The sequence below is a fragment of the Bradyrhizobium sp. NAS96.2 genome, from assembly GCF_001908235.1.
Classification (GTDB): domain Bacteria; phylum Pseudomonadota; class Alphaproteobacteria; order Rhizobiales; family Xanthobacteraceae; genus Bradyrhizobium.
In genome coordinates this window covers 1-11,550 of record NZ_LGHK01000253.1, presented here as the reverse complement: position 1 = coordinate 11,550, position 11,550 = coordinate 1, and the positions used below count along the sequence as shown (strand labels likewise).

At 64.6% G+C, this 11,550-nt stretch carries 8 protein-coding genes; 5 read left to right on the top strand and 3 right to left on the bottom strand.

Translation table 11 applies throughout. The features are described 5' to 3' along the window. Positions 1–113: 113 nt before the first annotated feature. Together AC628_RS37790 and AC628_RS37785 are read right to left on the bottom strand one after the other, a co-directional pair. Positions 114–1,814, bottom strand: a complete 1,701-nt coding sequence (locus tag AC628_RS37790) for an AMP-binding protein (protein WP_502689822.1) — start codon at positions 1,812–1,814, stop codon at positions 114–116. 141 nt (positions 1,815–1,955) lie between these two features. Continuing rightward, on the bottom strand, positions 1,956–3,149 hold the full coding sequence (locus AC628_RS37785; RefSeq protein ID WP_074131733.1) for a serine hydrolase domain-containing protein: 1,194 nt from the start codon (positions 3,147–3,149) through the stop codon (positions 1,956–1,958). Between the two features lie 342 nt (positions 3,150–3,491). Here AC628_RS37785 and AC628_RS37780 point away from each other — a divergent pair, with 342 nt between their 5' ends. The 3 genes from AC628_RS37780 to AC628_RS37770 all read left to right on the top strand — a co-directional run bounded on the left by AC628_RS37780 (position 3,492) and on the right by AC628_RS37770 (position 8,123). Then, complete coding sequence (locus AC628_RS37780) at positions 3,492–3,815, top strand: hypothetical protein (RefSeq protein WP_074131732.1); 324 nt, start codon at positions 3,492–3,494, stop codon at positions 3,813–3,815. Between the two features lie 140 nt (positions 3,816–3,955). Continuing rightward, positions 3,956–5,452, top strand: a complete 1,497-nt coding sequence (locus tag AC628_RS37775; protein WP_074131731.1) for an NAD-dependent succinate-semialdehyde dehydrogenase — start codon at positions 3,956–3,958, stop codon at positions 5,450–5,452. A gap of 676 nt (positions 5,453–6,128) precedes the next feature. Further along, positions 6,129–8,123, top strand: coding sequence for a TonB-dependent receptor (locus AC628_RS37770; protein WP_074131730.1), 1,995 nt, complete (start codon positions 6,129–6,131; stop codon positions 8,121–8,123). A gap of 43 nt (positions 8,124–8,166) precedes the next feature. On the opposite strand, the gene AC628_RS37765 is transcribed toward AC628_RS37770, so the two are convergent. Continuing rightward, positions 8,167–9,066, bottom strand: coding sequence for an amino acid ABC transporter substrate-binding protein (locus AC628_RS37765; protein ID WP_074131729.1), 900 nt, complete (start codon positions 9,064–9,066; stop codon positions 8,167–8,169). Between the two features lie 136 nt (positions 9,067–9,202). On the opposite strand from AC628_RS37765, the gene AC628_RS37760 reads away from it, so the two are divergent. Together AC628_RS37760 and AC628_RS37755 are read left to right on the top strand one after the other, a co-directional pair. Then, entirely contained in the window at positions 9,203–9,904 is a 702-nt protein-coding gene (locus tag AC628_RS37760; RefSeq protein ID WP_074131728.1) for a GntR family transcriptional regulator, read from the top strand. Positions 9,905–9,967: 63 nt separating this feature from the next. Then, on the top strand, positions 9,968–11,338 hold the full coding sequence (locus tag AC628_RS37755; RefSeq protein WP_074131727.1) for an NAD(P)/FAD-dependent oxidoreductase: 1,371 nt from the start codon (positions 9,968–9,970) through the stop codon (positions 11,336–11,338). Positions 11,339–11,550 lie beyond the last annotated feature (212 nt).

Below are 11,550 nucleotides of genomic sequence, written 5' to 3'. Positions count from 1 at the left end.
CGCTTGCGGGGGAGGTCGGCGCGTAGCGCCGGGTGGGGGCTCTCTCCACAGAATGACTCGTGGAGAGAGCCCCCACCCCGACCCTCCCCGCAAGCGGGAGAGGGAGGAAGAACTCACGCCGTCTTCGCCGCCTTCAATCCGAGCCGCTTCTCCACGGCGTCGCGCATCACGAATTTCTGGATCTTGCCGGTCACCGTCATCGGGAATTCCTCGACGAACTCGACATAGCGCGGGATCTTGTTGTGGGCGATCTGGCCCTGGCAGAAGGCGCGCACCTCGTCGGCGGTCAGCGTCTCGCCTTGGCGGACTCTGACCCAGGCGCACAGCTCCTCGCCATAGCGCTGATCGGCGACGCCGAAGATCTGGACGTCCTGGATCTTCGGATGGCGGTAGAGGAACTCTTCGATCTCTCGGGGATAAAGGTTCTCACCGCCGCGGATCACCAGGTCCTTGATGCGGCCGACGATGTTGCAATAGCCTTCGTCGTCGATCACGGCGAGATCGCCGGTGTGCATCCAGCCATTGGCGTCGAGCACCTCGCCTGTCTTTTCCTTCTCGTCCCAATAGCCGAGCATGACGCTGTAGCCGCGGGTGCAGAGTTCGCCGCGCTCGCCGCGCGGCACCACCTTGCCATCGAGATCGACCACCTTGACCTCGACATGCGGATGGATGCGGCCGACGGTGGAGACGCGGCGCTCCAAGGGATCGTCTGTCGCGCTCTGGAAGCTCACCGGGCTGGTCTCGGTCATGCCGTAGGCGATCGTCACCTCGCGCATGTTCATCTCGGTGTTGACGCGCTTCATCACCTCGATCGGGCAGGGCGCGCCGGCCATGATGCCGGTGCGCAGCGACGACAGATCGAAGCGAGAGAACTCGGGATGATCGAGCTCGGCGATGAACATGGTCGGCACGCCGTACAGCGTGGTGCATTTCTCCTGCGCAATTGTCGTCAGCGTCGCCAAGGGATCAAATCCTTCGCCGGGATAGACCATGGTGGTGCCGAGCGTGACCGAGGCGAGATTGCCCATCACCATGCCGAAGCAATGATAGAGCGGCACCGGAATGCAGATGCGGTCCTGCTCGGTCAGGCGCATGGCGCGGCCGGTGAAGTAGCCGTTGTTGAGGATGTTGTGGTGGGTCAGCGTCACGCCCTTGGGCGAGCCGGTAGTGCCGCTGGTGAATTGAATATTGACGGGATCGTCGAATTGCAGGCTCGCGCCGAGCGCCGCAAGTTGCTCATGATGGCGCTCGCCGCCCATCTGCGCGATCGCATCGAACGGAATCGTGCCCGGCGCCGCCGGTCCGCCGATCTGGATCACCGCGCGCAGCTGCGGCAGCCGCGCCGAGCGCAATTGGCCGGGCTCCGAGCTCGCTAGCTCGGGCAGCAGCGTGTTCAGCATCTCCATATAGGCCGAGGTCTTGAACGCGGTTGCCGTCACGATCGCGGCGCAACCGACCTTGCCGAGCGCGAATTCGAGCTCGCTCAAGCGATACGCCGGATTGATGGTGACGAGGATTAATCCTGCTTTCGCCGCGGCGAATTGCGTCAGCGTCCATTCCGGCCGGTTCAGCGACCAGATGCCGATCCGCTCGCCGGGTTGCAGGCCGACCGCAAGGAACCCCGCCGCCAAGGCCTCGACCCGCTCGGCGAACTCGTTCCAGGTCCAGCGCACATTGTGGCTGGGCGAGACCAGCGCCTCGCGGTCGCCCCAGCGTGCGCGTGCGCGGTCGAGGCTGCGGCCGATGGTTTCGCCGAGCAGTGGCGTATCGGAAATGCCGCAGACATAGCTGTCTGCCTTGGGTGTGGGTGCCAAGCTCATCCTCCTCGTGTTCGTGTCGCACTTTTTTTTGCGCGATCTTAGTGGTTTGGCACTGGCAGGACAGGCCCGACCTATGGCGGGTATGAAAAATCCCTCCCCGCGAGGGGAGGGATTGCTCATTACTTGGCTGGAACCTTACGCCGCCCTCTGCCCGCTGCCGGCATCGAGGCCGGCGTAGATGCCCTTCTCGAAGCCTGCGAAGGCCTCGAGGCTATGTTTGTCGGCGAACGGCAGCAGCTGGGTCAGGATCACGCCGCAGACGTCGCGCGACGGATCGATCCAGTAATAGGTGTTGGCAAGGCCCGCCCAGGCGAGACTGCCGGGGCTGCGGCCTTCCGGCGTCTTGGCGGTGTTGATGAGGAAGCTCAGCCCCCACTTCTTGATCATATCAGGATAGAGATCGACATCGTTGGTGTATGGCGGCGCCGCGGTCGTCATCTTGCCGACGGTGAGATCGCCCATCTGGTTCTGCCCCATGGCCGCGACGGTCTCGGGCTTCAACAGCTGGTTGCCATTGCCTTTGCCCTTGTTGAGGATCATCTGGCAGAACTTGATGTAGTCGGCCGCGGTCGAATACAGGCCGCCGCCACCCATGTGGAATTCAGGGTTCTGCTCGAGCTCGAATGGCATCGCGGCGAGCGTGCCGTCCTCGCCGCGGGCATGCATGCCGACCAGCCGCTTGCGCATGTCGTCCGAGATCTTGAAGCCGGTGTCGCTCATGCCGAGCGGCGCGAACATGTTGTCACGCAGATACGCATCGAGCTTCTTGCCCGATGCTGCTTCCACGGCCTTGCCGACGAAGTCGATATTGATGCCGTATTCCCAGCGTGTGCCGGGCTCGTTCGCGAGCGGAGTCTTCAGCGCGGCATTCAGGCAGGAGATGATCCCGGGCGTGCCGGTCTTCTCCATATATTTCCCCATGTCGGCGTTCCACAGGTCGTAGCAGAAGCCGGCGGTGTGGGTCATGAGCTTGCGCAGCGTGATTGGGGTCTTGGCCGGGCGCAATTTCGGCTCGCCTTTGGCGTCGAACCCCTCGAGCACCTGCGGCGCGGCGAGGTCGGGCAACAGCTTGCCGATCGGCTCATCGAGCGAGAGCTTGCCCTGCTCCACGAGCTGCATCGCGCCCGCTGATGTCACAGCCTTGGTCATCGAGGCGATCCAGAACACGCTGTCCGCGGTCATCGGATCGCTCTTGGAAAGGTCGCGCTTGCCGAACGCGCCCTCGTAAATCACGTCCTTGCCGGTGGCCGCGACTGCGACCACGCCGGGAATCTCCTTTGCCTCGCTCTTTTGACGCAAAACCTGATCGATCTGAGCCTTGCTCTGCATTGGGCCTTCCTCCGGTGGGTTTATTGTTTTGAAGTGGGGGGATCATCCTCCCGCTTGTCGGGTCCCGCAAGGCGGGCGCGCGATGCGATGGTGTCGCGATGTCGTGAAGGCGGACAGGAACGACCTGGCTCAGAGGGTGTTCACCACGCGCGCAGATTTTGCGGTGGACTCCGTACCGGTCCCGGTGACCCCGCAAGGCGGCCACGGTAACGTGATCGGCAGATTGATTTTCGTACCTGTTTTTTTGCATTAACGCATTCAGATCGCTGCACAAACGGTGCGGCGGATTGGGCTCGATTTGACGAAAAAGATCGTCATTTTGCGCCTCGCGGGGGCGCAGCAATGATTTCGACCTGGAGTGAATGGAAGCGCTATCCGCGGCCGGGCCGCGGCGAGAATATCGAAGCGCCGGTCAGCCCAGGCCTCTACGAAGTCCGCTACGCAGGTACCGGCGCGCTGCACTCGTTCGAGGCCGTCGACAATGTCGCGCAGGCGCTGGCGCTGCTGCAGACCGGCACCAAGTCGTGGTTCGGCCGCCGCGATGCGCGGGCGCAGGCCGACCTCGAATACCGGACTTGCGCGACCTCGACCAAGGCGGATGCCAAGGCCGCGGCCGAGCGTATGATCGGCCGCCGCGAAACCTACATGTCGGGCGGCGCGGTCTAAGCGCCGGCGCATGAAGGAAGCTCGCGTGCCAGCCCTCAATATTGCTTGAAGCAGGGTCGCGCCCGGCGCCGGTGCATCGCAACGGCTTTCCGACTATATAGGCCGCGAATACCCCCCAAAGAAATTCCAGGAGTAACGCCATGACCCCGCCCATTGCCGCACGCGCCACGCAATCCGCAGCGTCCTCCCTGCAAAGCCGTCTGAAGGATCCGTCGCTGCTGCGCGATCGCTGCTACATCGACGGCGCCTGGGTCGGTACACCCGAGTTCGCCGTCAACAACCCGGCGACCGGCAATGAGCTGATCAAGATCCCGCAGCTCAGCGCCGACGACGCGACCAAGACCGTCGAGGCCGCGCAGCGCGCCTTTCCGGCCTGGGCCAAGCTCACCGCCAAGCAGCGCTCCAACATTTTGCGCAAATGGTTCGACCTGATCATTGCCAATCGCGAGGACCTCGCGCTGATCCTGACCTCCGAGCAGGGCAAGCCGCTGGCGGAAGCGCTCGGCGAAGTCGATATCGGTGCGGCCTATGTCGAATTCTTCGCGGAGGAGGCCCGCCGCGTTTATGGCGAGACCATTCCGACCCAGCGTCCGGATGCCCGCCTGCTCGCGATCCGGCAGCCGATCGGCGTCTGCGGCGCCATCACGCCGTGGAACTTCCCGAACTCGATGATCACGCGCAAGGTGTCGCCGGCGCTCGCCGCCGGCTGCACTGTGGTGCTGAAGCCCGCCAACGAGACGCCGCTGTCGGCGCTCGCGCTCGCGGCGCTGGCCGAGAAGGCCGGCGTGCCGAAGGGCGTGTTCAACATCATCACCGGTGATGCGCCGCCGATCGGCAAGGTGCTGTGCGAGCATCCGGCGGTGCGCTTCGTCGGCTTCACCGGATCGACCGAGGTCGGCAAGATCCTGTACCGGCAGGCTGCGGTCGGTGTGAAGAAGCTCGGCCTCGAGCTCGGCGGCAACGCGCCGTTCGTGGTGTTCGACGATGCCGACATCGATGCGGCGGTCGAAGGCGCCATCGTCTCGAAGTACCGCAACATGGGCCAGACCTGCGTCTGCGCCAACCGTCTCTATGCCCAGGACAAGATCTACGACCAGTTCGTGCAGAAGCTCTCGAAGAAGGTCGCGGAGATGAAGATCGGTGATGGCACGGAAGCTGGCGTGACGCAGGGACCGCTGATCAACATGGAAGCGATCGAAAAGGTCGAGCGGCACATTGCCGACGCGGTGAAAGGCGGCGCCAAGATCGTGACTGGCGGCAAGCGCTCCTCGCTCGGCCGCAGCTTCTTCGAGCCGACCGTGCTGTCGGATGTGCGGCCGGACGCGCTGGTGGCGCACGAAGAGACCTTCGGCCCGCTCGCGCCGGTGATCCGCTTCAAGGACGAGGCCGATGTGATTGCGATGTGCAACGCCTCGCCGTTCGGCCTCGCCTCCTATTTCTATTCGCGTGATATCGGCCGCGTCTGGCGCGTCGCCGAGGCGCTGGAGTCGGGCATGGTCGGCGTCAACTCCGGCCTGATCACGACCGAGGTCGCCCCGTTCGGCGGCGTCAAGGAAAGTGGCCTCGGCCGCGAAGGCTCGCGTCACGGCATGGATGAATATGTCGAGATCAAATACGTGATGATGGCCGGCGTCTGATCGCCGTCATCGTCTGTTCGCTTGAGCCCGGCGCTGATTGAAGCAGCGCCGGGCTTTTGCTTGATCGCACGCTTGTCGATCTGTTCGTTTGCCGCCATTCGGATCGCTGCGACAATTCACCGCGTCCGACCGCGACGCCGATCGCATCGAGAATCTCTCTAATCTCGAAAGGGCCGTCAGAAAGCCGCAGAAGTGCGCAGTCTTCGATGAAGCACTAGCCGGAACGCGGAAGCCGCCACATCGACGTCGTCTCGTGCAGCAGGTTTCATCCCCATCGCTTAGATGCGTTCTAGTTGGCGTCACCGCGCGTGATGCTTATGCCCCGGTCGTCGCGCTCGAACTCTGACGATGTTCGAGACGAAACCAAGAAAAAGACTCCGGGGACCTCATGCCCGTCACCTCAAATGTTCCATGCGCATTCCGACTCGCGTGCGCGTCGCTGCTTCTGACTGCGGTCCCCTCGCTCGCGCAGTCGCCGGAGCAGCCACCCGTAAGCAGTGCCGCACCGCTTCCGCCGGTCGTCGTGGCCGCGCCACAGCATCGAAGCTCGCCGGTTCGGCGGCCGTCATCGTCGCGTTCGGCACGCTCGTCGGCAGCGCATCAGGCGAGCAGGCGTGAGCACGCGCCGACACCAGCGGCCGCACCGACCGCCGGCGCACAGCAGGCGGCGTTGCCGGTGCCCTATATCGGCGGCCAGGTCGCGCGTGGCGGACAACTCGGCCTGCTCGGCAACAAGGACTATATGGACACGCCGTACAGCCAGACGAGCTACACGGAGAAGACGATCCGCGATCAGCAGGCAACCAGCGTCGCGGAAGTGCTGACGAATTCCGATCCTTCGGTGCGTGCTGCGATCGGCAGCAGCAACCGCTACGACGCGCTGACCATCCGCGGCTTCCGGATCGAGAACAGCGAGATCGCGTTGAACGGGCTCTACGGTCTCGTTCCGGCCTATCGCGTCAACCCGGCTCCGATCGAGCGCATCGAGCTGCTCAAGGGACCGGCTGCCTTCCTCAGCGGAATGGCCCCGCAAGGCAGCATCGGCGGCACGGTCAACGTCGTGACCAAGCGGGCGGCGGAAGACCTGACGCGCCTGACCGCCGGCTACATCTCGGACGGACGTTTCGGCACGGAGCTCGATCTCGCGCGCCGCTATGGCGAACAGAAGGAGTGGGGTGTCCGCTTCAACGGCGGGATCGACGGCGGCAACACCAGCATCGACCGGCAGTCCGTGCGCAATGGCGTCGGCTCGCTCGGCGTCGACTACCATGGCGAACGCTTCCGCTGGTCCGCCGACATCATCTCCCAGGATGACTGGATGAAGGCCGCCCAGCGCGGCTACACGCCGGTGCACGGCATCGCGATGCCGGGCGCGCCCGATCCACGCATCAATCTGGCGCAGCCGTTCGACTATGCGCGGTCGCGCAGTCTGACCGGCCTGACCCGTGCGGAATACGATCTGAGCAACAACGTCACTGCGTTTGGCGCGATCGGCGGCAATGAATTCCGTTACGACAAGCGGGAAGATCCGGGCGCGACGATCCTCAACACGGCGGGCGATGCCTTGGGTACGTCCCGCTTCCAGACCGGCAAGTCGGAGGCCTTCTCGGGCGAGGCGGGCGTGCGCGCGCGCTTCGATTCCGGGCCGATCGGCCATGAGGTCGTGGTCAGCGGCAGCGCGCAGAACCGGACCGATTGGCTCGGCCAGACCAATTACGGGACCTATCTCACCAACATCTACAGCCCGACCTTGCTGGCCACCGCCGGCACGCCGGTATCGACCTTCCCGGAAGGCAAGTCCGGCTTCCTCGGGCTGCGCAGTGTCGGCGTCGCCGATACGCTCACGACGATGGGCGGCATGCTGCAGCTGATCGTCGGCGCGCGCCAGCAGCAGGTGATCGCAAACAGCTACACTCCGGTCAGCGGCCTCGAGACGACGCACTACGACCAGAGCGCGACATCACCGTCGATCGCCCTCGTGGTCAGGCCGATCAAGCAGCTGTCGTTCTATGCGAACTACATCGAAGGCCTGTCGCCCGGGCCGACGCCGCCCTCCGGCGCGGTCAATACCAACGCGGTGTTCGCGCCGTTCAAGACGCGGCAGGTCGAGGTTGGCACGAAGCTCGATCTCGGCGGCTTCGGTGCGAGCCTTGCAGCATTCCAGATCAGCCAGCCGAGCGGCGTGATCGACCCCATCACCAAGATCTACAGCCTCGACGGCCAGCAGAGAAACCGCGGCATCGAGTTCAATACCTTTGGGGAGGTGGCGCCCGGCGTCCGCGTCCTTGGCGGCGTGACGTGGCTCGATGCCCGGCTCACCCAGACGCAGGGCCATCTCTACGACGGCAATCACGCGATCGGCGCGCCCGGCCTGCAGGGCAATCTCGGCGTCGAATGGGATACGCCCTTCGTGCCCGGCCTCACCGCGACGGCGCGTGCCATCTACACGAGCCGGGCCTATGTCAGCGCCGACAACACCCAGAGCGTTCCCGACTGGGCGACCTTCGACATCGGTGCACGCTATGCGACGACGCTTGCGGGGCGTCCGACCACATTCAGGGCACAGCTGACTAATCTCTTCGACAAGCACTACTGGATCGGCAATCCAACCGGCTATGTGATCAGCGGCATGCCGCGGACGCTGTGGCTGTCGATGACGGTCGATTTCTAGAGGAAATGCTTGTGGCCATCGCACACGACGGTGCGGTGGCCGGTTACACGCCCTTGTCGTTCGGATTGGCGACGGCGTCCTTCAGCGGCGCCGTCATCGGGAAATTCAGGTTCACGTTCTTCGGCGGAATCGACCGCGTGAACCATTTGGCGTAGAGCTCCTGGAATTCGCCGCTCTTCATCATGGCGACCAGCGTCTTGTCGACCAGCGCCTTGAACTCCGGATCGCCCTTGCGGATGATGAGCCCGTAGGGCTCGGTGCGCAGGCTGTCGTCGATGATGCGCCAGTCGGACGGATTGGAGCTGCCCGCGATCAGGCTTGCCAGCAAAATGTCATCCATCACGAAGGCGTCGCTGCGCCCGGTGGTCAGCGCGAGGAACGACGCGGCATGGTCCGGCGTCAGGATGTTCTTGGTCTGAAAGTTCTTCGCTTGGGCGCGCGCGCTCAACAGCCCGATTGAGGTCGAGCCCGAGGTCAGTGAGACCGGCCTTCCGCCGAGATCCTCGAAGGTCTTGATGGGCGCGTCTTTCTGCACGGCGGCGCGGATGCTCGACACGAAGATCGTGGCGCTGAATGCGACGACTTTCTGCCGCTCCAGCGTGTTGGTCGCGGGACCGCAGACGATGTCGATGGTGCCGTTCCCGATCAGCGGTATCTGGGTGGAGAGCTGGATCGGCTGCAGCTTGGTCTGCAGCGCCGGTAGCTTGAGCTCGGCCTTCACCGCATCGACGATCCGGGCGCAGAGGTCCATCGCAAAGCCGACCGGCTTCTGGTTGTCGTCGAGATACGAGAACGGGACCGAGACGTCGCGGTGCCCGAGCCGGATCTCGCCGGCGTCGCGGATCTTCGCCAGCGTGCCATTCGGTGATTGAGCAAGTGCCTGGGCGGAGGTCGCCGTTGCCAGAAAGACTAGGTAAATCAGTCGCTTGGTTGCTCGGTTCATCTGGTGCTCGCGGCCGTCAGCGGTATTGGATACGATAGAGCAAGATTTTATACACAGGATTGCATAATCAGCAAATCGATTTTATACAATCGTGTCACAGTCGGATATCCTGGGCACCCAGCGAAAGAGATCCCGGATGGAACCTGCAACCGCCCCAAGCCAACGAGGCGCCGGACCTCACGGTTCCGCGCCGGACGCCGTGCGCGAGGCGCTGCGGGCCGCGATCAGCTCCGGCGAGCTCGCGCCGGGATTGCAGCTCCGCCAGGACGAGCTGGCCGCGCGGTTTGGCACCAGCCGCATCCCGGTGCGCGAGGCGCTGCGCCAGCTCGAGGCTGAAGGCTTCGTGACGTTCCTGCCCAACCGCGGCGCCGTGGTCTCCGATCTGTCGATCGACGAGGTGATCGAGCTGCTCGAGATCCGCATCGCGCTCGAATGCCATGCGTTGCGTCTGGCGATCCCCGCGATGGGCGAGATCGATCTCGAGGAGGCGACCAAGATCCTCCGTGCCTACGACGCCGAGCCTGATCCTGCGCAATGGGGCGCCTTCAACTGGAAATTCCACGCCACGCTCTACGCGCCGTGCAATCGCCCGCGCCTGCTCGGCATGATCGAGGCGAATTACGGTCACGTCGGCCGCTTCACCCGGGCGCTGGTGTCGCAGGCGACCGGCAAGGAGCGTCCACAGCGCGAGCACTACCGGCTGCTCGAATTCTGCCGCGATGGCGAGATCAAGAAAGCCGTCCGCCTGCTGCGCGATCACATCGAGGAGACGCAGAAGACGCTGCGCTCGGCGCAACGCCAGGCGTTGCGCGATGCGGGTGACATGCGCCCGGTCTGATCGCCTTCAGGACAGTTTGAATCATCGCAGGTCCGTTGTGGGCGGGCCGATCGGAGAACGCGCGTGAAGACCAATGACGTCGAAATCCTGGTGATCGGTGCGGGCATCGTCGGCATCGCCACGGCCTATTACCTCGCCGTCCAGCACAACCGCTCGCGTTTGCTGATCGTCGATGAAGACCAGCCGATGGCGCTGACCTCGGCGCAGTCAGGCGAGAACTACCGGAACTGGTGGCCGCATCCGACGATGGCCGACTTCACCAACCATTCCACCGACCTGATGGAGGAGATCGCGCGCCGCAGCGACAACCGCATCCACATGACGCGGCGCGGCTATCTCTTGGTCACGCGCGAGGCGAAGCCTGAGGAACTGCTGCAGCAGCTCTACGCCGGCTATGGCACGCAGGCCGCGCAGCTGATCCGTCTGCATGAAGGCGCCGGCCGCAGCTACGCGCCGCCGCATTCGGCGGACTGGCAAAGCGCACCTGATGGTGTCGACGTCCTGCTCGGCCGCGACCTGATTCAGCAGCACTATCCGTCATTCGACAAGGAGGTCGCAACTGCGCTGCATATCCGCAGGGCAGGCGACATCAGCGGTCAGCAGCTTGGCCAGTACATGCTGGAGACCATGCGCCCGCTGGGTGCGCAGTTTCAGCAGGCGAGGGTGGTCGGCATCGCGAAGTCCGATCGCTTCACCGTCGATGTGCTGGCCGACGGCGCGCGGCAGACCATCAAGGCCGATATCATCGTCAATGCCGCGGGGCCGTTCGCCGCGCAGGTCGCGGCGATGCACGGTGAGCAGCTGCCGATCGTCAATGTGCTGCAGCAGAAGATCGCATTCGCCGACCGCAACCGCGCGGTCGAGCGCAAAATGCCGTTCGCGATCGATCTCGACGGTCAGACGCTAGCCTGGTCCGACGACGAACGCGAGGCGCTCTCGGCGGCGCCGGAATTCGTGCGCCTGCTGGCGCCGATGCCGGGCAGCATCCATTGCCGGCCCGATGGCGGTGATCACGGCGAATGGATCAAGCTCGGCTGGGCCTTCAACGAAGAGCAGACCACGGCGCCGGTCCGCGAGCCGGAGCTGAACCCTTATTTCCCCGAAGTCGTGCTGCGCGCGGCGAGCCGGCTGCAGCCAAAGCTCGCGCAGTATCTCGGGGCGCTGCCGCGCGACCGCGTGCATTATGGCGGCTACTATCCGATGACGAAGGAAAACTGGCCGCTGATCGGGGCTGCGAAGACGCCGGGCGTGTTCCTCGCCACCGCGCTCTCCGGCTACGGCACGATGGGCGCCTGCGCCACCGGCGATCTCTGCGCCCGCGCCGTGGTCGGCGCGCCGGTGCCTGCATTCGCCCGCAGCCTCTCGCTCGCGCGTTATGACGACAGGGCGCTGATGGATCAGCTCGCGGCGAGCGAAAGCCGGGGGTTGCTTTAAAGGAAGGGGGCACTGGCGAAGGCGGTCGCCCCGAGGTTGGCTTCACCTCTCCCGCTTGCGGGGGAGGTCGGCGCGCTTTGCGCGCCGGGTGGGGGCTCTCTCCTCTAGGCGACTCGTGGGGTACGAACCGGGCTGAGTCCTGACGTTTTAGACCGGGTTGATTCCTGACAGGCAAAGCTTCGTCTGATTCGAGGGAGGATCGGACGATGCCT

Coding starts and splice junctions, on each gene's coding strand:
- AC628_RS37785 (WP_074131733.1), bottom strand. CDS start 3,149: ATGCAGAGCAAGGCTCAGATCGATCAGGTTTTGCGTCAAAAGAGCGAG.
- AC628_RS37780 (WP_074131732.1), top strand. CDS start 3,492: ATGATTTCGACCTGGAGTGAATGGAAGCGCTATCCGCGGCCGGGCCGC.
- AC628_RS37775 (WP_074131731.1), top strand. CDS start 3,956: ATGACCCCGCCCATTGCCGCACGCGCCACGCAATCCGCAGCGTCCTCC.
- AC628_RS37765 (WP_074131729.1), bottom strand. CDS start 9,066: ATGAACCGAGCAACCAAGCGACTGATTTACCTAGTCTTTCTGGCAACG.
- AC628_RS37760 (WP_074131728.1), top strand. CDS start 9,203: ATGGAACCTGCAACCGCCCCAAGCCAACGAGGCGCCGGACCTCACGGT.